The sequence below is a fragment of the Dehalococcoides mccartyi genome, assembly GCF_001889305.1.
Lineage (GTDB): Bacteria > Chloroflexota > Dehalococcoidia > Dehalococcoidales > Dehalococcoidaceae > Dehalococcoides > Dehalococcoides mccartyi_A.
Map to the genome: position 1 here is coordinate 24,808 of NZ_CP013074.1, position 23,316 is coordinate 48,123.

Annotated in this window: 23 protein-coding genes and 1 tRNA gene; 6 read left to right on the forward strand and 18 right to left on the reverse strand. The window is 46.4% G+C overall.

Annotation, left to right across the window (positions count from 1 at the left end; genetic code table 11):
* Positions 1–7: 7 nt before the first annotated feature.
* The 3 genes from ASJ33_RS00090 to ASJ33_RS00100 all read right to left on the reverse strand — a co-directional run bounded on the left by ASJ33_RS00090 (position 8) and on the right by ASJ33_RS00100 (position 2,421).
* Positions 8–457 carry a MarR family winged helix-turn-helix transcriptional regulator gene (locus ASJ33_RS00090; RefSeq protein ID WP_041331585.1) on the reverse strand — a complete coding sequence of 150 codons (450 nt, stop codon included), beginning with the start codon at positions 455–457 and terminating at the stop codon, positions 8–10.
* A gap of 245 nt (positions 458–702) precedes the next feature.
* A complete protein-coding gene (locus ASJ33_RS00095; RefSeq protein ID WP_023652868.1) occupies positions 703–975 on the reverse strand; it encodes a hypothetical protein in 273 nt (90 codons plus the stop codon).
* A gap of 18 nt (positions 976–993) precedes the next feature.
* Complete coding sequence (locus ASJ33_RS00100; protein ID WP_041331586.1) at positions 994–2,421, reverse strand: reductive dehalogenase; 1,428 nt, start codon at positions 2,419–2,421, stop codon at positions 994–996.
* A gap of 318 nt (positions 2,422–2,739) precedes the next feature.
* Here ASJ33_RS00100 and ASJ33_RS00105 point away from each other — a divergent pair, with 318 nt between their 5' ends.
* Entirely contained in the window at positions 2,740–3,264 is a 525-nt protein-coding gene (locus ASJ33_RS00105; protein ID WP_023652870.1) for a MarR family winged helix-turn-helix transcriptional regulator, read from the forward strand.
* Between the two features lie 24 nt (positions 3,265–3,288).
* Here the strand turns inward: ASJ33_RS00105 and ASJ33_RS00110 are convergent, their stop codons facing one another.
* From ASJ33_RS00110 to ASJ33_RS00130, 5 genes are all read right to left on the reverse strand, one after another.
* On the reverse strand, positions 3,289–5,436 hold the full coding sequence (locus tag ASJ33_RS00110; RefSeq protein ID WP_041331587.1) for a B12-binding domain-containing radical SAM protein: 2,148 nt from the start codon (positions 5,434–5,436) through the stop codon (positions 3,289–3,291).
* 115 nt (positions 5,437–5,551) lie between these two features.
* Positions 5,552–7,213 carry an MDR family MFS transporter gene (locus tag ASJ33_RS00115; RefSeq protein ID WP_041331589.1) on the reverse strand — a complete coding sequence of 554 codons (1,662 nt, stop codon included), beginning with the start codon at positions 7,211–7,213 and terminating at the stop codon, positions 5,552–5,554.
* 15 nt (positions 7,214–7,228) lie between these two features.
* Positions 7,229–7,663 carry a MarR family winged helix-turn-helix transcriptional regulator gene (locus tag ASJ33_RS00120; protein WP_023652873.1) on the reverse strand — a complete coding sequence of 145 codons (435 nt, stop codon included), beginning with the start codon at positions 7,661–7,663 and terminating at the stop codon, positions 7,229–7,231.
* A 142-nt stretch (positions 7,664–7,805) separates the two neighbouring features.
* A complete protein-coding gene (locus ASJ33_RS00125; RefSeq protein ID WP_041331592.1) occupies positions 7,806–8,075 on the reverse strand; it encodes a hypothetical protein in 270 nt (89 codons plus the stop codon).
* A gap of 27 nt (positions 8,076–8,102) precedes the next feature.
* Positions 8,103–9,593, reverse strand: a complete 1,491-nt coding sequence (locus tag ASJ33_RS00130; RefSeq protein WP_041331593.1) for a reductive dehalogenase — start codon at positions 9,591–9,593, stop codon at positions 8,103–8,105.
* A 226-nt stretch (positions 9,594–9,819) separates the two neighbouring features.
* On the opposite strand from ASJ33_RS00130, the gene ASJ33_RS00135 reads away from it, so the two are divergent.
* Positions 9,820–10,308, forward strand: a complete 489-nt coding sequence (locus tag ASJ33_RS00135; RefSeq protein ID WP_023652876.1) for a MarR family winged helix-turn-helix transcriptional regulator — start codon at positions 9,820–9,822, stop codon at positions 10,306–10,308.
* A gap of 71 nt (positions 10,309–10,379) precedes the next feature.
* Here the strand turns inward: ASJ33_RS00135 and ASJ33_RS00140 are convergent, their stop codons facing one another.
* Positions 10,380–10,652: a hypothetical protein gene (locus ASJ33_RS00140; RefSeq protein ID WP_012882662.1), complete on the reverse strand. Its 273-nt coding sequence runs from the start codon at positions 10,650–10,652 to the stop codon at positions 10,380–10,382.
* Positions 10,653–10,670: 18 nt separating this feature from the next.
* The gene (locus ASJ33_RS00145; RefSeq protein ID WP_023652877.1) at positions 10,671–12,149 is read right to left on the reverse strand and encodes a reductive dehalogenase; all 1,479 of its coding nucleotides are present in this window, start codon (positions 12,147–12,149) and stop codon (positions 10,671–10,673) included.
* A gap of 272 nt (positions 12,150–12,421) precedes the next feature.
* Here ASJ33_RS00145 and ASJ33_RS00150 point away from each other — a divergent pair, with 272 nt between their 5' ends.
* Both ASJ33_RS00150 and ASJ33_RS00155 read left to right on the forward strand, forming a co-directional pair.
* Positions 12,422–13,600 (forward strand): PAS domain-containing sensor histidine kinase, encoded by a 1,179-nt coding sequence (locus ASJ33_RS00150; protein WP_023652879.1) that lies wholly within the window; start codon positions 12,422–12,424, stop codon positions 13,598–13,600.
* A complete protein-coding gene (locus ASJ33_RS00155; protein ID WP_012882665.1) occupies positions 13,597–14,274 on the forward strand; it encodes a response regulator transcription factor in 678 nt (225 codons plus the stop codon). The genes ASJ33_RS00150 and ASJ33_RS00155 overlap by 4 nt, the downstream gene beginning before the upstream one ends.
* A gap of 71 nt (positions 14,275–14,345) precedes the next feature.
* On the opposite strand, the gene ASJ33_RS00160 is transcribed toward ASJ33_RS00155, so the two are convergent.
* The 8 genes from ASJ33_RS00160 to gatB form a co-directional block, all read right to left on the reverse strand.
* Positions 14,346–14,702 carry a hypothetical protein gene (locus tag ASJ33_RS00160; RefSeq protein ID WP_041331596.1) on the reverse strand — a complete coding sequence of 119 codons (357 nt, stop codon included), beginning with the start codon at positions 14,700–14,702 and terminating at the stop codon, positions 14,346–14,348.
* A gap of 152 nt (positions 14,703–14,854) precedes the next feature.
* Positions 14,855–15,688: a porin PorA family protein gene (locus tag ASJ33_RS00165; RefSeq protein WP_041331598.1), complete on the reverse strand. Its 834-nt coding sequence runs from the start codon at positions 15,686–15,688 to the stop codon at positions 14,855–14,857.
* A gap of 277 nt (positions 15,689–15,965) precedes the next feature.
* Positions 15,966–16,238 (reverse strand): hypothetical protein, encoded by a 273-nt coding sequence (locus ASJ33_RS00170; protein WP_012882668.1) that lies wholly within the window; start codon positions 16,236–16,238, stop codon positions 15,966–15,968.
* 19 nt (positions 16,239–16,257) lie between these two features.
* Positions 16,258–17,760 carry a reductive dehalogenase gene (locus ASJ33_RS00175; RefSeq protein ID WP_041331600.1) on the reverse strand — a complete coding sequence of 501 codons (1,503 nt, stop codon included), beginning with the start codon at positions 17,758–17,760 and terminating at the stop codon, positions 16,258–16,260.
* 382 nt (positions 17,761–18,142) lie between these two features.
* Entirely contained in the window at positions 18,143–18,973 is an 831-nt protein-coding gene (gene pheA / locus ASJ33_RS00180; protein WP_012882670.1) for a prephenate dehydratase, read from the reverse strand.
* 449 nt (positions 18,974–19,422) lie between these two features.
* Positions 19,423–20,271: an SAM hydrolase/SAM-dependent halogenase family protein gene (locus ASJ33_RS00190; protein ID WP_041331606.1), complete on the reverse strand. Its 849-nt coding sequence runs from the start codon at positions 20,269–20,271 to the stop codon at positions 19,423–19,425.
* A gap of 12 nt (positions 20,272–20,283) precedes the next feature.
* On the reverse strand, positions 20,284–20,502 hold the full coding sequence (secG, locus tag ASJ33_RS00195) for a preprotein translocase subunit SecG (RefSeq protein ID WP_011309994.1): 219 nt from the start codon (positions 20,500–20,502) through the stop codon (positions 20,284–20,286).
* Positions 20,503–20,504: 2 nt separating this feature from the next.
* Positions 20,505–21,983: an Asp-tRNA(Asn)/Glu-tRNA(Gln) amidotransferase subunit GatB gene (gene gatB, locus ASJ33_RS00200; RefSeq protein ID WP_023652884.1), complete on the reverse strand. Its 1,479-nt coding sequence runs from the start codon at positions 21,981–21,983 to the stop codon at positions 20,505–20,507.
* Positions 21,984–22,110: 127 nt separating this feature from the next.
* On the opposite strand from gatB, the gene ASJ33_RS00205 reads away from it, so the two are divergent.
* Positions 22,111–22,186 (forward strand) — tRNA-Ala (locus tag ASJ33_RS00205).
* Between the two features lie 399 nt (positions 22,187–22,585).
* Entirely contained in the window at positions 22,586–23,011 is a 426-nt protein-coding gene (locus tag ASJ33_RS00210; RefSeq protein ID WP_023652885.1) for a hypothetical protein, read from the forward strand.
* Positions 23,012–23,316: the final 305 nt, after the last annotated feature.

The following is a 23,316-nucleotide window of genomic DNA, read 5'->3' on the forward strand; positions in this document are numbered from 1 at the left end:
CATACTGTTAACCAAGCTCCTGCTGATGTGTTTTTATAGAAGAAATAAGCTCCTGAAGACCTTTCCTCAAGGATTCCAATCCATCTAAACTCATATGTTCCAAAATACCTGCCATATGTTCAGACTTGCTCTCTACCAGATTGGTTACCAGTTCACGCCCCTTGTCTGTAGCTGAAAGCCAAGTGACCCGTCTGTCTTCAGCACCGGGTTTACGGATAACCAGCCCCTGTTCAACCAAACGTTCTACAATGCCGGTTACATCCCCAGGGGTAACCCCTAAACCCTGTGCCAGAGCACTCAGATTTGTTTCACCCTTGCCCATGATAATAAATAAACTTTTCATCTGGGCAAGAGGAACATCCAGTTTGCACCATGAATTCATAGCATAGGGCAGGATAATCTGGCCCATCTGGCTTTCAAGTGCAATTATATCCTCAATAATTCCGGCTTTATCCACATTCCTTAAACCTTTCTTTTTGCCGAAAGCAGATTTATCCCTGTAATTTGTAAGCTTCAGTGTTGAGAAACTTTTACCAATAAATACTTTACTTTATGTATATAATTTATCTGGTATATAATATATTGTCAAATCTGCATAGCTCTTTCAGCTTCGTGTATAACTGTGGCAGAGTAGTGTCTATCCCTCTAAAAACAAAAAACGGGGGATTCCTCCCCCGTTTCGGCTTAACGTTTAAGCTTCAGCTATGCCTTTTTGATTCTCCTTGCAGTCAGCTGCCAAGTGAGTGCCAGCAGAATAACTGCCGGCAGACCGAGCACCAAGAGGAACATAGTTCCTGCTTTGGGTTCAGTTTCTCCCAGAGCATCTGTAAAGAACAGAATAGTAAAGAGCAGCAGAGCCAGCCCGATAATACCCAACAACCATTCATACCAGGTCAGGGATACATGGCTGGTTCTAAGCCACATGATCAAAGCAAGCGCCAATGCTCCTAATACAAAACTTATTATTAACCACATATTATCCTCCCTTGTATTTTAGTAATCTTTGCCCATGGTAACGTGTGCGGTGTCAAAGCCAAGTGTTGGCTGTGACATATCCCACCAGGCCTCTTTGTTTTCGTGTACACCATAACCGAAGAATTTATCCGCCTGCCACAGAAAGCTGTTAAAGATCGGCGTGGTTGACAGGGTTGCCCTGACAAACGAATGGATATTGGCAATGTCAGTATTGAAAGTACAGGTACCCATACAAGCACCGCAGCCGCCGATGGTAGCTTTATACGACCAGCAGGCAACACCGTCCGTCCAGAACTGTTTGCGTCCGGGAATGTGGGTGGTATCTTCCTTGCCATAAATCTTCGGTACATCCCAGGTTGGTTCATGCTCATGGGAAATACACTGGGCGGGACATTCGTCGGCACATTTGGTGCAGGTTTGGCAGAAGCGCCACATACCGGCATCAATGGGAGGTGTAGGTTCAAGAGGAAGGTCAGTAACCAAGCTGAATAGACCAACGCAGGGACCAAACTCCGGGCTTATAAAAGCACCATTGTTACGCGCTCCCTCACCCAAACCGGTAAGGGTAGCAGTGGCAATGGTAGGGATAGCCCCGTTAAACGGCCGGGTATAACCATAACAGGTATAGCCCAAAACCTGCATAAATATTTGAACACGGGGCTGCATAATAGAGAACTGGCTGTAGCGCATACTGTTTCCGGCACTCATAAGGTCTGAACTGGGAGATGAACGGAACATCTCTTTGTTTAAGGGGTGAGTAAAAGCAAAGTCATAAAGCTGTACTTTGTCAGGAAATACCAGCTTATCAGAGCCTTCATAGCCTTTGGGTACATCCTCAAATATATATTTTTTATGGGCGGCATCTTTGTCATATTCCCGTATAAGCTTTGTTTTCACCAGATCAGTAATTTCAGCCATACCTACCTGTGCTGCCCCGAAGTGAATCATGGCAGCTCGAAGCATCTTGCTGTTTTCTTCAGGAGTACCCTGCCATTTGGGGACACCCAAAGATTCAGGAGTAGTGCTGGAGGCAGGTCCCATAAAAGTGATAGGGTACATATAGTTACCGGAAGATAAAGCCCTATCCCGAAGAGTCATACCGCTTTGATTGGTTTTCACCGCGTTGGAACTGTAGGCTGCAGCCGCTGCCCGCCGCTTTGCACCTTCTTCCGCACCCAAAAAGAAATCCTGGGTGGGATTGTTTTGACCGGTCCAGATACCGTCGGAACGGTACATAAGTGACCAGTCCAGTTCAACTGTAGGATCTTCTAATTCCCGGTTTTTCACATACCAGGGACGTTTCCATTCGGCTGTCGGAGATGATATAAATTCATCAACGTCATGAAATACCGGGCTTATAGCGGATGATGCTCCCAGACCCGCACCTGCCAGTCCGACAGCTTTCATGAAATCCCGACGGCTTACCATTGAATGAAATCTTGACATTTTTCTCCTCCTTTTTAACCGGATTGCATGTTCCCTTATAAATTACCAATCAAGCATCACTCTATATCCTCATTTGCCCTCCCTAATATAGTTCAGATAAAATTAATGTTCGTTATAGAATATTACTCATCCCTTACAACCACTGTCAATTAGTATAAATACTTATTAAACTAGGCATTTAGTATACTAATGGTATATTTAATGCTTACTTTCTCTGTTTAGCCCGCCACGGGTGAGTATAATATTTGTATCAAACAGTAATTTTGGTGTTTAATTACCTGCGATGAGGTTCAGCAAAATACAACTTAGGAAAATGATATGACCCACACTCTGAAACTTAGCACTTTTGACATCTGGGGCATCATAATGCAGGCAAGGGCTGTAGCTTACAACGTAAGAAGAAAAGAGCTGATAGAGCAGGACCTGACGCCTGAACAAGCAGGTATACTGAATATCCTGCATAAAGGTAAAAACAGGATAATTACCCCGGCCCTTATCGCCAAAGAATATCTACGAGAACCCCATACAATATCGGTGATACTGAAACGAATGGAAGAGAAAGGGCTGATTGCCCTGAATAAAAACCTGACCCGCAGAAATATGATAAGGGTAACCCTTACCGAAAAAGGGGATGCCGCCAGAGCGGACGCCTTCCGGCTGGACAGGACAAGCAAACTTTTTAAAAACCTGTCGGATGATGAAACAAAAACGCTTTATAGTTTACTCACGAAAGTAATGGCCAATGCAGCAGAGGCACTGGCAGAATCAGAATCCGATGCCAACCGTGATTTGAGCATTTTCCATGAGTATGATAACAAAATACAGTCTGAGAATTTTCCCTGACAAAAGCCGGCTGATTAGCTAAACCTATGCCGGTTTATTTTTAAAGGATATAATCTGCATTTCCCGCAGCAGGCGTAAAAACTGACGGCAGTCTTTTTCGATGATATCCCTGGGGGCATTGTACCCGGCAGATAGCGCGTCTACAATCTGCTCCAAATCACGCCTGCCGTCACATAGACTCAATATAGCCAGCTCCGTACGGGTAAGCATTATGAGACGGCTTCTAACCGGCTCATACACCACCGTGGTTTTTTCGGGAGTGGCAGACTGGGTAAGCTTACGGCTGATATTCTGTCTGATTTTCACCAGATTGAAATTAAGTACCTCAGAGTTTAACTGTTTGCTTAACAGGGGAACTGCCGAAGCATTTACCGGATAATCCTGAGGCTGCGCTGCTTTAGGCGGTATTTCTGCGGCACTCAGCAGGTCTGTGACAAGCGAGTAACGGGATACATACGGCAAAAGGTCAGCCACTAAAAGCCTTTTAAAAATATCACGGCTGGGGTGCTGGTTTATAAGTTCAGCCCAGCTATGGATACTCATTTCACAGGCTTCCTGACTAGAGAGGCCGCAAGACGTCTGATAACTGCGTGAGAGCTTAAACTCATCTGCTGTTTTATTTTCTATAACAGCGGTAACCCCATATTTTTCAGGCAGTTTGGACACAGCAGACCCCTTGCCTAAACTGAAAAAATCTATGTTGAAAGAGCGGATAATATCCCTGTTTTCAGCCAGAAAGTCAATCGTTTCCCCTGCCTCAGCCGCACTCTCAGTCGGGAAACCCAGAAATACGTACAGATGATTCCAGATATCTGCCCGGTAAATATTGCGGCAGACCTGTGCGGCTATCTCTTTAGTTGTACCTTTTTCCATATGCTCAAGGATACGATTACAACCGGACTCAAGCCCTAAAAATAATACCCTGAAACCGGCCTTGCGCATTTTAAAACACAGTTCCGGTGTAAAGCCAAGTTCCAGCCGCACATTCACCGAACAACTGGCCTTTATACCCCTGTTTATAAGTTCCTCTGAAAGTTTGTTTGCCAGAGAGGGAGCTAAACCTTCATCAGCAAAGGCAAATTTATCAATCTGATGCTTTGCTGAGAGCACCCGCATATCCTCTGCAATTTTAACGGCGTCTCTTTTCTGGTAGCGCCAGCCATAGGCCTCGTTATGGGAGCAGAAAGCACACTTGCCCCAGTAACACCCGCGGGAGGCAAGCAGGGGCAAAACCGGCTCCGGCGAAAGGTAATCACCCAGATTCAATCCGTCAAAACAGGGGGCAGGCAGGGAATTTATTTTCACCGAAGGTTTATTTGGATTTACCTGTATATGGCCGTCAAAATAGATAAGGTTAGGTACTTCGGAGAGGCTTCGCCCGCTTTCAAAGCATTTAACCAGCTCAAGCAGGGGCTGTTCACCCTCGTTGACCACTGCACTGTCAAAGAAAAGTTTAAAAAGCTCTTCATGGCGGGCAATCACATCTCCAAGCAGGGTAACAATATACCCACCGATTACTATATGCACCTTGGGGTTCGCCGCTTTGAGCTGACGGGCCAATGTGAGTGACGGAAGCAGCTGACTGTCACCTGCAATTGAGATGCCGATAATATCCGGCCGGCACTCAGCTACAAAAGGCAGCAGCTTTTCCCGGCAGAGTTTGATATAGGGGTTCTGTGCATTATCCGCGGTGGCATCTTTTATATCACGGTAAGACCGCTGGTAAGCGCCCATTTCAAAGGAACTCAAGTCCAGGCGGGTAGGGAAGTGGGCAGTAGAAATTATGGCCATAGCCTGATTTAAAGTCTCTCTGGCCTGTGCGAGTATATCGGGGTCATAGTAGCTGGTGCTGTCATGGAAGACAGCTTTTGCCTTTGAAATCCCGCCTGCCACCTTCTCTAGAGAGGCACCTGCAATAAAGAGGTCATTGTAGTAGTGCTGGTCAAGCGGGGACAGACTGCGTGAAGAATCAAGACGCTTGAATTCAGCGTTCAGACCAGTTTTCAGGCTGCGCAGATATTCTTCGGAGAAAAAAGCATTGTAAGCTTCAAGATTGAAGTCATACTGGACGGTATCTATACCATTTTCCTTCAGGTAAGCTGTAAGCGAAGGCAGGCTGAGATATGTTTGGTAAGGAATCCACTGGGGCGGGAAAATCAGTAAAGTTTTCACCCCTTTATTATATCCAAAAGAACCGAAACCGTCTGTAAAAATTTAGGGGGGCTAAAGCCCCCCTATAACAAAAATTAAAGCTGTTTGATCTTTAGCCTGTTACGGCAAAAACGGACTACAAGCGGGGTTCATTTTTCTTGTCAGATTGCCCCAGTTGAATTTCCAAACCCACTCCCGCTTCTTCAAGAGGGGGGTGGTTAGTCTTCCTAAGGGTTATCTGAGGCATGAAGAATACCGCTACCAGGGCTACAAACATGAGCATTGCCCCGATGAGATAAACCTGATCGATGGAGTTGCTAAAAGCAGTCTTCAGGGTTACCAGAAAATGGTCAAACGAGGCCGCAAGCTGGTCCTGAACGGCTGCCGGAGCCTGACTGATAAGCTGATATATATGATTTTGCCCGTCAGTAGATAAAAATGCCTGTATAGTATTGCCGTCTATAGTCGTAGGAGTGCCGGCAGGGTTAAGCTGTCCCATAAGCTCAACAAAAGGCTCATTAGCAATATCAATCAGCTGGGAGGATAGCTTGGCATTCATAACGCCGCCCAGCAAAGCACCGCCGACTGTACCGCCTATACTCCTGAAAAGCTGGGTACCGGCGGTTACCTCACCTAACTGCTTGTGGCTGAAAGCATTCTGCACGGCAATGGTAAAAATAGGCATGGTGACACCCAAACCCAGCCCAAGCAGTATCATGCACATTACCAGCTGGGTATTGGTAGTATTTATACCTACAAATGAAAAAATGAACATGGCAACAGTTGCCAGAGCCACACCCCCAACCGCCAGTTTTTTATAATTGCCGGTACGGGAGATTATCTGCCCGCTTATAGCTGAAGCTATTACCACTGAAAGCATCATGGGTGCCAGTATCAAGCCGGAAGAAGTAGCGGATACACCGACAACTCCCTGAGCAAAAACCGTAATGTATAAAAGTGCCCCGAACATACCCATGGAGGTCAAGAACAAAGTTATAGCCGAAACCGAGAAAATGCGTGTCTTAAATAAACCCATTGAAAGCACGGGCTCTTTTACTCTGCGCTCTACCATTACAAAGCTAAATAGGGAAATAATGGCGATGCCGAGCAGCAAGAGTATCTGCCATGAGTTCCAGGCATACTGGCTGCCGCCCCAAACAAACGCCAGCAGCAGGGGTACCAACCCCACAATTAACAAAGCCCCGCCCAAAAAATCAATGGAACGGTCTTTAATTTTATGCTGAATAGGAGGAATAGCCATAGCCAGCACTGCCATAGCGGCAATGCCAACCGGGATATTTATATAAAAAATCCAATGCCAGCTGAAGGCATCAGTTATCCAGCCGCCCAGCAAAGGACCGGCCACCGCAGTAAGGCCAAAAACACCGCCTAATACACCCTGCCATCTGCCCCGTTCAGCAGGGGAGAATATATCACCGATAAGCGCCATGGAATTGACCATCATGGCACCGCCGCCGATACCCTGCAAGCCGCGGAAAAAGATAAGCTGAGTCATATCCTGAGCCAAACCCGAAAGCACAGAGCCCAAAAGAAAAATACCGATACCAATGAGGTATAGCGGTCTCCGCCCGAAAATATCAGAGAGTTTGCCGTAAATAGGCACTGTTACGGTGGAGCTTAACATATAAGCTGTAAAAACCCAGCTCAGATGTGAAAGACCATTCAGATCGGCCGCTATTTTGGGCATAGCCGTAGCCACGATAGTTTGGTCCAGTGAGGCCAGTATCATGGACAATATGACACCCAAAAGAATAAATAGTTTATTACCCTTTTTCACTAATGATTTGTCTCCCTAGTTTCCTGTAATCTTTTCTGCCAGTTTTTTATTCAACAACGCAAACGTAGCCAGTTCGTCATCACTCAACACCTCAAAGGCGGATATTACTTTTACTGCAGTTTGTTTCTTTATTTCAGCTATCCTGTCTGATGCCGCCGCCGTAATGCTGAGAGAGATAGCCCGCCGGTCTTTTAAATCTATCTCCCGCGTAAGCAGCCCTTTTTCCACCAGACCGTCTACTATCTGGGTAACCGCACTGGGGCTGATACTGAGCAAATTGGCCAGGTCTTTAATGCCTGTGCCTTCATTTTTTTCTACTGCCCTTAGTACCATCATTTGGGTATGGCCAAGAGCCAGGTCGTTTCCTCCGGCATGGCCAGCCGCAAACATAATTTTCTTTATAAGGCACATATTATTGTAAATATCTTCAATAAATGCTTGCCTTGTCATCTCATCTCCTTTTTTATTTAGTAACTTAATATTTTATATACTTAACTATTAAATGTCAAAACTGCCGGCATCTTAAAATTCAGGGAATAATAAAAAGGGGGAGGTTAAACCTCCCCCTTTTAAGCTGATAAACTAAGCTTTACTAGGCTGTCTTTTTGTGGCGGATAATAAGCTGCCAGTCCAGTGCGGCCAGTATAAGAAAGATAATACCGAATATCAACGCACCCATCCAGGCTGAAGTCGGTTCGTTCTCTTCAAGCGAACTGAAATAATGCTGGACGGTGGCAAACAAGGATGAGACCGCCAAAAGACCAATAACCCATTCGTACCACTTTATACCAAGCTGCCGGCGCACAAGCCAGACAACAAACAGGGTCAAAGCGACTGCTACTGCCAGTCCTACGAAAAACATATTTCCTACCTCCAATTCCTTAAGCTTTTAGTAACTGGTGTCAATACCATAGGTAAAGTCATTGTCCAAATCCCAGAATTCTTCAGGATCTTTCCGCCCGTAATCCATAGCTTTTTCCATATTGGTAAAAAAGCTATTAAGCAGAGGAGTATTGGCAACTGTTCCCTTAACCACAGCATGGATAAATGAATCCGGTTTGCTGTTAAAAGGGCAGGTGCCCTGACAGGTGGGGCAGTGAGGACAATCTGCGGTATTGGTTCGCCAGCCCTCAAATGTTCCCTGCTGGATGCCGGACTTGGCTGAGGCAGGGTTTTCCCAGGTGGGGTCACCCTGCTGAATCAGATTGAAGGGACAGGAGTCCGCACAAATACCGCAGGTCTTGCAGAATTTGTAAGCACCAAAGTCTATGGGCGGAGTAGGCAGCAAGGGCAGGTCTGTAATAAGCGCCCACATAGCCCGGTTGGTTGTGCCGTATTTGGGAGTAAGAGTGGGTGAAGACATACGCCCGTGTTCGCCCATACCGGATAAGGCTGCCAAGGGGTTAGCCAAGAAGCCCATCATACCCGGATTCAAGGCCTGATAACCCAAACCGCGGATAAACTCCTGGAACTGAGCACCGACCTTGGGGAAACGGGAATATGAATACCAGACAGAGAAGTTTTCGGTGATGCCGGCCTGACGGCGGGTGCCTTCCAATGACTGCCTGGCACTCCACATCAGTACCCATTTGCACTTGCGGGGGATAACCATCTTGGTTGCGGTTTCATAGGCTTCGTCTACATCTTCAACGACTACATCTTTGCCGCCGATTTGAGAGTGAATAAATTTCAAAATATCATCATCAAGTTCAAGTGCGGCCACATCCGAGCCTCCAAAAAACCTGATAGCAGTACGGCAGGTTTTCAGGTTTTCTTCAGGTGTACCCTGCCAGACGGGAGCGCCAAAATCCTGGGGGCGGGTAGTGGTGTCCAACTGAGGCCCCAACCACGGAGTAAAGGTGGGACTGCCGCCAGCCGCCATAATAGCACCGATGACATTAACTCTTTTGCCGCCCATTTCCATATTGCCGGGCCAAGCACCGAACATCATAAATTTTGAAGCGTTGCAGAGTGAGGTAGTCCTGACATCACCCATACCTGCATAACCGGGAGTCCATCCCGGAAATTCCTTGGCCATGGCATCGTAAAGAGTAAGTGCCATTTCGGGGGTTTCAAGGTCTGTAGAAGTACCGCCGATAACCCCGGCCTTTTCAAAGTCAGCTATCGTGGGTCTGGGCAAACCCTGAAATACACCCCGCTGACGGGTTACTTTTGACCAGTCAATAGGAACAGTAGGATCTTTAAAATCCCTTTCCTTCACCCACCAGGGATTTTTGTTAATACCGATTGCCGAAGACGTAACCTCATCCAAATCATGGAAGACAGGGGCGGCAGCGCTCATAGTCCCTAAACCTGCTCCGACTACCCCGAGGCTTTTCATAAAATCACGTCGCGAGAGTGTGGAATGAAACTTTTTCATAGATTTCCCCTTTCGAATTCTATTGAACTACCGCTGTTGTTATAATTTTTATTTTTTAGCTTGCTATCACCCTCTTCCAATAGTATATTAGTCTATATAGACTAGTCTATATAGACTAATATACCGCTGATTCATTGTCAAGAGTATGTGCGGAGAGTTGGCAAAAACTGCTTGAGGGATTAAGATATAACAATTAACTAACGATAATTACAAGCACAGGACAGAAATGAACAAGTACGAAACCATAACACTGGAGCATTTACTCTGGATAAACATCGTCCAGGCCCGGCACGTCATGAACCGGCTCTGGGAGCGCAAAATGAAGGATACTCACCTGACAACCGAAAAATTCGCCATTATACATGAGCTTTTGTGCCTGGGAGGAGAATCCACCCCCCATAATCTGGCCAAGAGGATTGTATTTGAACCCCATTCCATCTCAGCTATGCTCAGCCGCATGGAAAAAGACGGGCTGATTACCAAAACCAAAGACCTTAAAAAGAAACACATGGTCAGGATAAAACTAACCCAAAAAGCCATAGAGCTTTTCCCTGAAGCCTTAAATACTTCACTTGAGATATTTACTGATTTGATGAAAGGTGTTCCCAGAGAAGAAAAAATAAGGCTGACTGAATCTCTTACCCATATACGAAATAAAGCTTTAACCATCAGCCCCAAGAAGGATAAGAAGCTTACGCCCTTCAAATATACCTGACCCGGATTACAGCCGGAGAATTAAAAGGGGGGAGACTTTAAAGTCTCCCCCCTTCTGTTTTTACCGTGAATTTAGGCTTTCTTTACTCTTCGGGCAGCCAGCTGCCAGGCTAAGGCCAGCAGGATAAGTCCCGGCAAGCCCACTACCAGCAAGAACATATAGGCTGCTTTGGGTTCTATCTCTGCCAAACTGGCAAAATAGTTCTGGATGGTGAAAAGGAGCATAAGCAAACCGATTGCACCAATCAGCCACTCGTACCAGGTCAGGCTAAAATTATTCCGTTTCATCAGCCAGACAAGCCCCAGTATCAAAGCACCTACTAATATACCTATCGTAAACCACATATCACTATCTCCTAATTCTTACTTTCCGTACCCGCCGTCTCTGACACCCATAGTGGTATCAAAGCCGTATCTGGGCAGGTCAAGATCCCACCATTCGGCCGCATCGTGATGGCCGTAACCAAAAGCAACATCTGCTTTCCAAAGGAAAGTGTTGAAAATGCCGGTGGTGGAGAGGGTGGATTTGACAATCTCATGTATCATGGCTTTGGTATTTACGTTAAATACACAAACGCCGGTACATATCTGGCAGGTAGCCCCGGTGCTGTGCTGATACAGCTTGCACTCAGGTTCATTCTTGTAGTAAGCCTTTTTACCGCTGGTGCTCCAAGGGCCAGCCGGTTCCCAAGTAGGCTCTTCTTCAAAGGATATTGCCTTGGCCGGGCAGGTATCGGCACACTTCCGGCAGCTATGGCAGAAGCGGAAAGCACCGAAATCTATGGGTTTGCTGACGGGCAAAGGCAGGTCGGTGATAAATTTGTAGATACCTACTACCGCACCTTCTTCAGGAATAACACACTGATTAATTCTGTCCATTTCGCCCAGACCGGACAAAGTGGCCACAGCCGGAGAAGGACAAATACCATTAGGCCAAGGGGCAGACTGCAAACCCTGATAGCCCAGCCCAAGCAGAAATTTCTGAACACAAGCCATGGTTTCCTGATTAAGCCGGTAGCGGCTCATATTGGCGGCATAACAAACACCCGAAGGTGCAGTGCGGTACATTTCCTTTGGCATGGGGGTAGTGTAGGTAACCACCCAGCGGGCTTTGTTGGGAATAATAAAGTGGGTATCGGTTACGTAGCCGTTATCACAATCTTCAAAACCATAAGCCATGGGCGGGCCGTTGAAGAACATACGGCTGGCATCTACAGGATAGAACATGCTTTTTACATTGTTATCCAGCTCTATAGATGCAATCTGACCGGCACCGAAAAACCTCATGGCAGATTTGAGCAAGGCAAAATTCTCTTCGGGAGTGCTTTCCCAGCGGGGTACTCCAAAACTTTCATGGGTATATGTTTGGCCTACCAGCTCCGGTATGGGGGCTGCCCCTTCCAAAGCCGGATATACAGGTTCTCTCCAGCCGGCATGAGCTATAAAATGAGGCCAGGCAGCTTCCTGCATGGAGGTATCCAGCAGGGAAATGGCTTCTCTGGAGCCGGTCTTCTTGGCACCTGCGTTAAGATTGGCCACACCCTGAGCCATAGCGGCATTTACCCTGTCCCATCCCACAAAATCAGCTAACAGCGGGGGAAGGTGACAACCTTCCTGGGGAAACGGCAGCGAGGACGTTTTACTCCAGTCTATTTCTATGGTCGGCTTGTCAACCTCTTTCACCCACCAGGGGCGTTTGGCGACAGATGAATCTGCCGAGGCTACTTCATCAAGGTCATGGAAAACAGGGGAAGCGGCGGCAACTGCACCGATACCGGCACCTGCTAATCCTAATCCCTTCATGAAATCTCTTCGGCTGAGGCTACTGTGAAATTTACTCATAATTCTTTCCTTTCCTGCAAATATTTCAAGCATGCCATACAGTTTTTTACTCTGGTCTTGTCTACCCCTCCTTAACATTATTCAAGGATATCTGAATATTATAAATAACCGCAGTAAACCAAACGGTAAAGCTCTCAAGCTCAAAGTAAAGTTAATATAAGGCTTAATTAAGGTTTCTTTACTTTTGCTAATCTTGGTATAAACGGGAGTTATCTGGTTATATAGCATGTTTTGGCAGTATAATATAGCTACATACACACGAGAGAACTTGGGTGGAAATAGACGAACTAAAAGACGAAATAGCCAAATTAAAGCAATGCAACTACGCTTTGAAAAAAGAGCGCCTGAAATACCGTGAGCTTTTCAACCGCGCCAATGATGCTATTCTGCTGTTCAAATTTAACAATCCCAATGAGCCGGTAACTATTACCGATGCCAATACCGCCGCCTGCAAACACTTTGGCTACACTTACGAAGAGCTGATAGGCAAGACAAACCTGTTTATAGATTCCCCGGAAACAGCAATCCGCGGGACAGAAATACTTAACGATTTATTTATAAAAGGGCATGAGGTTCTGGAGATAGCCCACAAAAATAAAAACGGGGAGAGTATCCCGGTTGAGATTAACCACAAAATAATTTATCTGGCCGGTGATACTATGATAATTTCGGTTATCCGGGATATAACCGCCAGAAAAAAGAATGAACAGGAATTACGGGAGTCTTTAGAGCGTGAAAAACAGCTCAGGGAAACCCTGGAAAACGAGATAAGCCAGCGGGTTACCTTTATGCGGGCTTTGGTTCATGAATTGAAAACCCCTCTGACCTCCATGCTGGCTACGTCTGAGCTGCTTAGCAAAAACCTGAAAGAAGAACCCAATCACAGTTATATCAAGTGTTTGTACGCCGGCATACAGGACCTTAACCTGCGGGTAGACGAACTTCTGGATATTGCAAGGGGAGAGGTGGGACTGCTCCGGCTGGAATGCGAACCGCTGAATATTTACGAATTGCTTAAAGATGTGGAAGAGATAATAAGACCCGTATTTGAATCCAACGCCCAAAAGCTGACCATCAGCCTGCAAAATTCGCTGCCGGTTGTGGTAGCCGATTATAAACGTTTGAAACAGGTAATTTTAAATTTGCTGGATAATGCTGCCAAATACACCCCTCTGGGCGGAGATATACGGCTGAGTGCCGCTGCCGGCAATAAATATCTGGTGATTGAAGTTAAAGATAACGGCAAAGGTATGAGCCCGAAGGAGACAGGGGCTTTGTTTAAACTATACTCACGCAGCAATAAAAAGGGCTCTCCCTCAGGCTTGGGTATCGGTTTAGCATTGTCCAAGATGATTGTTGACCTGCACGAGGGGGAAATAACAGTGAAAAGTAAACTCGGCGAAGGAAGCACCTTTACTTTTTCCATACCGCTGAGGCCAAACGCCAAATGAAGATACTTATTATCGAAGATGATTATAAGATAGTGCAGGCAATATCTTTTGCCCTGAAGATAGGCTGGCCTGATGTAACTCTGCTGAGTGCCTCCCGCGGGGAAAACGGGCTGAAACTGATTGAAGAACAAAAACCCAGCCTGATTATCCTTGACCTGAGCCTGCCGGATATGGACGGGCTGGAAGTGCTGAAAGATGCCCGGCTTTTCTGCGATACGCCCATTATTATTTTGACTGTACGGTCAGAAGAATCTGATGTGGTGGAAGCACTGGAGCTGGGAGCAAACGAATATATAATAAAGCCCTTCCGCCAGATGGAGCTGCTTGCCCGAATCCGCTGCATACTCCGCCGCCCCATAACCACCAACAAGGATGCCTTGCTGGAGTGGGGGCCATTTAAACTGGATTATTTTAAACGGCTATTATTCATGAACCAAAAAACTGTAATCTTGACCACCATTGAAAGCCAGATTATGCATGAGCTTCTTAAGGATGCCCCCAATATAGTTACTTACTCACGGCTGTCTGAACTGATTTCAGGCGGGCATTACCCTGAAGTAATAAACAGCATAAAGGTACATGTATATAATCTGAGGCGAAAACTTGAGGCAGATTCATATGCCCCAAAACATATTATGAATATGCACGGGGTAGGCTATTTCCTGTCTAAATAAGGCTTAAATGCCGATGTCTGCAATATTTTGCCTGAAAGACAGCCCAAGCGGACAGGGCAATGTATCAAGTGCTAGCCGGTAAATTCATCTTTGCCCGAAAGCACTAGTATTACCGCCGGGATACCGGTCAGGATAAATGAGCAGGCCGCCGCTATAGCACCAATTAACGCCCAGTTCCATTTCTTCCGCAGAAAAACAAAGATGCTACCTACCAGAGCCACACATGCAACAGCAAGTGCCGGTATTGGGGTATCAAAGATAATACTGGGTACGAAAGGCGGAATATCCCCCTTGCCGAATCCGCTCCCGGCTGCCCCGAATATGCCCAAAGAATAATTCAGTATGCCCAGCATACCCAGTGCGGCTGAGAGAATACACAAAACCCCTGCAATCACCGGCCCGCGGGTTTTCTTTGATTGTTCATTCATACTCTTGCCTTTCTCCCCATGATAACCGCCACTCATCCTCAAATACAAGGGCAGAATGGCGGCAAAGCCGTACCCAAAAGCTCTGGGACATAAAAAAACGGGGAGCGGGTTTTAAACCCACCCCCCCGTTTAGACTTGATTAAGATTTAGCCCTAAGCTGTGCGGCTTCGGAAAAACCCGATTCCAATAAAGACAATGCCTACACCTATTATTATCCAGAAGGCATAGACACTGGCCCACATAATCATACTCTTGGTGGACTCAGCGGTACTTACCATCTCGTCAATGGTTTCGGTGGTATAGGCTATGGTTGAAATGAATATAGGCATGCTGACTGAGGGTGCGGGAGAAATTTTGAGGGTGGTAGTGGTATCTGAATACACAGGCACTCCGCTGACCGGTTCTACTTTGATATTTATCAGGAAATCTCCGGCTTGGGGTATGCCGGTATTAGCATAAGTACCCAGATTTATATTCTTCTGGTCTACCTGAAAGACATAAACAGTCAGACCCTGATAGGTTTCCTCTTTGACAAATTTGGCAGTCAGGCTCTGGTGGGCTGTTGCAGACCAGAATGGATAATCCTGCTTCTGGGTATTTGCCGGAAAGGTAAACTGGCCGGTGCGGCTGATATCCCCGTAACCGGCAACATTCGCCCGGGTAGTTCTGTCCAACCCGTAAACTTCCTCTGAACCAAAGGGCAACTCTGTACCCGCCTGAGCGTGGGTAAAAGTAATCTTCTGGTCCATAAGCAGAACATCATCTTCCAGACCACTGGCCTTCAGGGCACGGGTAACATTGACCGGCATGGCAGGATTAAGCTGATTGGTAGCAGAGTTCAGTACCTGAACAGTACCGGAAAAATAATAATTCTGTTCGTAATCCGCCGGCAGTTTAGCCATAACCGGGAAAAACACATACACCCAGATAAAAGCCACCGCCACTAAGAGAGTACCTAAAAATGAGGGCCACCAACGTTTGAACAACCTAGTCAACCTCCTACTTCATTTTTGTATCACGCTAACTTGAAACCAAAGCAAATAATTTTAGGGCAGATATGCTAAAGGGTCATAAAAGGCATGCTGTACACTGAAAGCGAGTAATAATAACATATTATTTTACTTTTTGAAAGATTATTTCAATTTTATTCATTATTATAGGGAAATAATCACACCGATAGAAATACCAGTGCCCGAACTTCTCAGATTCGGGCACTGTAGCAAGTGTTAACGCGGCATATTTATACCTGCGGCATTACAGGTTTCAGACTTTAGCAATTCTCCTTGCGGCCAGTTGCCAGCTGAGCGCTAAGAGGATAAGAGCCGGCAAACCGGTAACCAACAGGAACATGTAGGCGGCCTTGGATTCTACTTCTTCAAAGCTGCCCATAAAGTTTTGCAGGGTAAATACCAACAAAAGCAGCCCAAGTATGCCGATAACCCACTCGTACCAGGTAAGGTTAAAATTTTTGCGTCTCAGCCACCAGATTAAACCCAGTACTAAAGCCCCAATTATGATTCCTATAAAAAACCACATAAAGCTTTAATCTCCTTTCCTATTTACCGTAACCGGCATCAGCCGCAACAATTGTTGAGTCCTGACCAAGGGTAGGCAGACTGAGATCCCACCATGTTTCGGCTTTTTCAGGGTCAGTACCATAGCCAAAGGCAGCACCCAGCTTGTAGAAGTAGGTGTTGAAGAGAGGAACATTGGCAATAGTGCCTTTGATAATCTGATGAACCAGAGCGCCTCGGTTTACGGTAAAAGTACATTCACCCCAGCAGATACGGCAGCCATGGGAGGTTTCGTTGGAATACTGGCGGCAGAGAGGCAGATTGTTATAAAAGGCTTTAGTGCCCTTCACCGAGTATATAGTCTCTTTGCCCTCTGTCAGCGGCAAATCCCAGGAAGGTTCTTTTTCTTTAGATATACACTGCGGCGGACAGGAATCTGCACACTTCTGGCAGGAGTGGCAGAAACGGTAAATGCCTGCATCTATGGGGTGGGTAGGTTCAAGAGGCAGGTCCGTTAAGACGCCATACAAACGTCCGGGTGCACCATATTCGGGGGTGAGAGTATAAAGCTTCTGGCGGCTGGCTTCACCCAAACCGGCCATGATAGCTGCTCCTCCCTCGGAACCCACATAACGGGAATCATTACCGATAGTGCCGATAAGCTGGTAACCAAGGTAACGCAGGAAGTTGTAGGTGGAAGCGTGCAGGTTAGCACAATTGTAGAAGGTATTAGCATTTGCCATACCGCCCAGCAAAGTGCCAGCCGAACGCCAGAGTTCATTTGAACCTTGGGTTGAAAGGGCTATTTCCCACAGGGGTACATTGGGGATAACCAGTTTTTCAGTAGTTTCATATGCTTTAGGTACACTTTCAAAGACAATAGGACGGGCAGCGGTAACAGGAACGGTAGTACCGATGTATTTTTCGTTGTTGGAATCGCCCTTCTCATACGAGAAAATAACATGGTCACGATGTTCCTGAGTAAGCTCGGTATAGCCCACCAGCGAAGCACCATAAGCCCGCATAGCCGCCCTAAGCATACGGGAAGCCTCTTCAGGTGAACCCGTCCACTTTGGTTCACCCCGTTCTTCAGGAGTTTTTACCGGAGCGGGGTCTTTGGTTTCAGCCCAACCGGGAGAAGTGCCCTGAGAAACCCGTTTAAAACTACCGGCCAGTGCCCTGGAACGGTAAGTATACCCGGGATAATTTGAAGCAGTTCTTTCAGCCAGTTCGGCAGCGGATAAAGCTGCAGCACCCAAAACTCTGTCTGCCCCGTAATAAATCGCTCTGACTCTGGCGGATTGTCCCTGATTACGCCCGTCATGGCGTTCCATCATACTGAAATCCACCTCTATAGTAGGGTCATCAATAGGGCGCTCTTTGACCCACCAGGGACGCGGCTGAACAGCTGTATCAGAGGCGATAAGTTCGTCAATGTCATGGAAAACAGGGGCTGAAGCAGCAACTGCGCCAATACCTGCCCCAGCAAGACCCAGACCCTTCATGAAATCACGGCGTGATACCATTGAATGAAACTTGCTCATAAATTCCTCCAATCCTCTTAACTGAAACCTGTTCTTCCACAACGCCACCCAGTCTCTCCTGAGCGCCATAATGCAAGCCACACCTCACTAAGAAAATATCTTAATCAGTGAACACCAATTCATGAATAAATTATACAATCAGATAGGCCTTTTACTATCCGCTTTTATACGTAATATATGTTAGGCATTTTTACTTATTTCCTATATGTAAAAATACTTATAAAAAACGGCATTATCCTAGTGGGTACAAGCAGGCTTTAAAGGGTAACTCGAAATGATTATTTCCTGGAAGAAACCGGAAAACACAAAAAAACCGGCCCCGAAAGAGGCCGGCAAATCAGTAGCTTAAGGATACTGTTTTCAATTTAAAGAAGTTGCAGGGCTATTCCTCAAATACTTTACCCTGTTCATATGAACCCAAAATATGAATGCTCTCGGTCACTTTTTCCAGTTCCTTCAGGGCACGCTGAGTTTCAGGGGTATTCAGTCCCCGTTCAAAATCCAGATAGAAATAATAACCCCAGGTACGTCCCATAATGGGGCGGGATTCTATCTTGGACAGGTTTATGCCCTGATCATAAAAACATTTGAGGCATTTGTAGAGGCTGCCGGCGTTGTTCTCAGCCTTTATAGCCAGAGAGGTTTTGTTCGCCTGAGGCGGGTATTTGGGTTCTTTGGCTATAATAAGAAAACGGGTGTAGTTTTGCTTTTCGGTTTCAATATCCTTTGCCAGTATTTTCATGTCATACAGCTGGGCGGCCAGATTGCTGCCTATGGCGGCAGCGGTCTTCAGGCTTTTTTCCTTTATCATGCGGACACTGCCGGCGGTATCGTGGCTTTCTATACGTATCACACTGGGGTGTTTCTCAAGGAAAGATTCGGCCTGAATCATGGCAATAGGGTGGGTATAGACTTCGCGTATCTGTTCCATCTTCACACCCGGCAGGGCAATCAGGTTCAGGATAACATGCAGATAAGTTTCACCGACTATCTTGCTTTCGTAGTTAAGTAAATTATCATAATTTTCCAGAAACGAACCGTAAAGAGAGTTTTCTATAGCTACAACTCCGTAATCAGCCAGCCCTTTTTTAACATCTTCAAATACCTGATGAGAAGTGTTGCTTTCAATAATCTCGGAATCGCCGGGAAATTTATGGCGCGCTACAATATCGTGAAAAGAGCCGCGAGCTCCCTGTATAGAAATTTTAATCATTTGCCTGCCCCTTTCCATACCCAGATTATGCTAATAATAGCGTTTACCGCAGATTGAGGCAAGAGTGTATGCACGCAGTGCATTTTCGTATAAGATACTTGCGAATGTACAAGGCGTGGTATAATAAGGATAGGCAAGAGAGTTCCTTGCCAATACCGGCAGAAGGAGGCAAGGCATTTGGAGAAACTGCAGGCTCTGTTATGTACTTGGTTTTTCCCTTGTACAGGCTCTTCGCTGGTGGAAGCTAGGGGGAGTTGAGCATTATCAATCCGGCAAAGAGCAGCGAAGGTTCCTGAGCTTTCCGGTTCACTCACTCTACGGTTAACGAGAAATCTGGCTTTTTTGGCCAGGCGGGGAAAGTAAGGAACGACCGTTTCCCCCGAAAATTGAATATGGCTTGGAATACAGTTGGGCCCCGAATCTTTTACGGGGCCCTTTTTTGTCTGTTTTCAACCTTTGGAAGAATTTAGAAAACTAAGATGAAAGCAATCACCGGGGCGGACCGAAAGCAAACCGGCGGCACTGCCACCCTGAAGAGCAATCTCTAACCGCCCGCTGCTGCCAATAACAGCCAGCAAGCCGCTGGCCTGAGTGTAATTTTGGCAAAGCCCGTAAACGGTTCGGCCGGAAATCTCAAGCCTTATAGATTTATCCGAAGGCAGCATTTGGGGGGCAATATCAGTAATCAGATTTCCAAAGTGGTCTATGTACACTACGTGTCCGGTAAACGAACCGTCAACCTCCGCTTGCGGACAGGGCAAATGGAAAGCATTTATCCAGTTAAGACGCGGGCCAAATTCCGAAAGGGAAGTACCCAAACTGACATAAGCAGCGGCCGGTGCAAATATATCCCTTCCATGAAAAGTGGCACTGACCGGATTAAGCCAGAAAGCGGGATTGGATAACTGAAAGGCTTCTACACCCCGGGGAATATCCAGCTTCAGCAGACCCTCTGCCGGAAGCAAATTACTGGTACTTTCGGGCAGATAGGGGCTGAGCACATAACTGAAAATACCATTGTCCGGACCTATGAATATGCCGCCCGGAGTGGATAAAATAATTCCCCGGCGGCCGCTGCCTACTCCGGGGTCTACTACAGCTAAGTGAATGGTGTCTGCCGGGAAATAGGGGCTGGCCTCACCCAACAAAAAGGCCGCCTGCTGAATATTCTGGGGCTCTACCTGATGTGAAATATCCAGCAGACGGACATTTGAGTTTATACTCAGGATGGCCCCCTTCATGGCGGCCACATAGGCATCTTGCAAGCCAAAGTCAGTAGTAAGGGTAATAATACCCACAACTAGCCCCCTTTAGCTTAGTTTCAGCATAAGCAGAGATACCAGCAGGAACAGGACTACCAGTATGATGGTGAGTATAAAAAGAGTCTTTTCTATACCCCTTTTAGTGCGGTAGACGCTGTCTGCCTGCCCGAAGATACCGCCCAGGCCTCCGCCTTTTACTTGCATCAGGACTGCCAGAGTGAGGGCTACGGCCAGCACTATCTGGGCTATAATCAGGTAGGTTTGCATGTTTATCCTTCCTCCAGAGCTTTCTTAAGCAACTCCATGGCTATGTTAGGGTTGGCTCTGCCCTTGCTTTGTTTCATCATTTGACCTACTAAAAAGCCGATAACCTGGGTCTTGCCTTCGTTATATTCGGCAACCGCCTTGGGGTTATCCGCCAGCACCTTTTTAGCAATGGCTACCAGCTCGGAACTGTCGGAAATCTGGCTGAGACCCTTCTTTTCAATAATAGTCTCGGCATTCTGCCCGGTACTATACATATCCTCAAGCACAGCTTTGGCTGTAGCGGCATTTACTTTGCCGGCTGAAACCAGCACCAAAAGATGGCACAGACTGGCCGGGCTGACCTTGAGGGCAAAAGCATTTATATCCGCCCCGGCAGTATTCATTATGGAGCTTACCGGCCCAACCACCCAGTTAGCCACTTCCTTTACGCCCTTGTCCTGCGGGATATTCTGAAAATCAGCTTCGGACAGAACCGCTTCAAAATAGTCTGCCAGTTCACGGCTGGCAGTCAGAAGCGAAGCATCATATTCGGACAGCCAGTATCCCTGAATAAACCTTTCCTTGCGGACTTCGGGCAGTTCGGGCAGCTTAGCCCTGATGGCTTCTATCCAGTCACAGCTGATATGCAGGGGGGGCAAATCCGGTTCGGGGAAATAGCGATAGTCATGGGCAAATTCCTTGGAACGCTGGGAGATAGTCTGACATTTGTCGTCCTGCCAGCCGCGGGTCTCCTGGCTTATCTTTTTGCCTTCATCTGCCATTTTCCGCTGGCGGACTTCTTCGTATTCCAAGGCGGAAAAAACCGCCTTGAAGCTGTTCATATTTTTTACTTCCACTTTAGCGCCCAGAGCATCTGAGCCTTCAGGCCGTATGGAAATATTGGCATCACAGCGGAAACTGCCGTCTTCCATATTGGCAGTGGAAACACCCAGATAGCGCATGATGGTCCGCAGTTTCATAAGGTACTGGCGGGCTTCTTCCGGGGTGTGCATATCCGGCTCACTGACTATCTCCATCAAAGGTATGCTGGAGCGGTTTATGTCTAAAAGGCTGTAAGGCTGGCCGTTAATATCACTCTCATGGTGGAGTTTGGCCACGTCTTCTTCAAGGTGAATACGGGTTATGCCTATGCGGCGGATAGCCCCGTCTATATTTATATCCATAAATCCCCTGCCGCAAAGCGGCTGGTCATACTGAGAAATCTGGTAACCCTTCATAAGGTCAGGATAGTTGTAATTTTTGCGGTCAAACTTGCTGAAGGAGGCAATATCACAGCCCAAAGCCAAGCCGGACATAATGGTGTATTCCACCGCCTGTTTGTTTATAGTGGGCAGTACCCCCGGCATGCCCAGACATACCGGGCAGACATGGGTATTGGGTTCGGCACTGGTATAGTCTGTACTGCAGCGGCAAAACATTTTGCTTTTGGTATTCAGCTGAACGTGGACTTCCAGACCGATTACTGTTTCATATTGAGTCATTGTAGTTACCATTTCACCTACCTCTGGTTAACTAGCAAGTATATCAATATTCTTCGTCCACTGGCAAGGCAGGCCGGGTGTTTTGCTTTAATGCTAAAGCGGGCTTATGTTATAATGCCCTTTACATGGGGCTGTAGCTTAGTTGGGAGAGCGCTGCGTTCGCATCGCAGAGGTCAGGGGTTCGAATCCCCTCAGCTCCACCAAAGGTATCCATAGGTAGAACTTGAACATTGGTTTTTTGTTGTTAGAGCTTTTTCTTACAATCTTTTCGGGTTTTTCTTTATTTAAGAGAAAACCTTCTTCGCAGTCAGACTCTGATAAGTTAGGATTTTGCCTACTATTTGGAGCAGGACTAAAAAGTTTGGAGTATGTGCAATAGTACCCAACCCATTTGGCCCATAAGGGGGAGTGCAATGTCAGACACTGGTGCTATTATACTTGCCTGCTTATTTATTATTATGGCTGTGTATAGATTACGCAAATTACGATCAGAAACAACGGAGTCCGGAGAAAAGATTGTTTGTTATATAATAATATTTGCGGGGATTGCAGTGTTGTTAACTGCTCTTCATATAATCTAAATCATTAAGCTGGGAGGTGGTATGCAAAGGTACGCACGGATAATTGCCTTTAGTTTCATCTTGCTTATAGCTATTGCCATTGTGTTTGTAATAATAATGGGCATACTCGAGCTATTACCCGCGCAATATCTGGATAAAGCCACTATCCAGATTTCAGTAGACACTTTTGTGATATTGGCATTGCTGTTCTGGATGGTTGGTCATAGTATGCCGAAGCTATTGAAAAAGCTGTTTTCTCGCCCTTTTACAGACCAGGGGGTTTACCTTGTTATCATGTTACGCATGTGCATTTTCTTTACTGTTGCAATAATGGGAGTAGCTATATTAGCAATTGGAGGTAGCCTGCTTTGGGTCTTCGTGGAACTTTTCCTTGGAATAAGCGCACTTTTCCTTTATTGGCCAAACACCAAGAATTGGGATAAAACCCAAAACGAGCTTACCAAATAATCCAGCAGATATTAATTGATTATCACTGACAGAGATAATCAATTGGCCATGTTCGAACAAACCATTGGATACTTTATCCGAGATAGAGGCGAATAAATAAGGTACTCGATACTCTTGATGAAGTTCTTAGAAAATTTGACCAAGAGATAAAACCTATCTCTGAAAACAACTGACTTGCCCCAATCATGGTACCAATTGTTAAGATTAACAACTGAGGATGAAAGTTAGATTGGATTCTTTTAACGTTCTACCTACTGGCACCTCAGCTCTATTTTCCTTGGCAGTATTTGTTACCTTCAGATTAT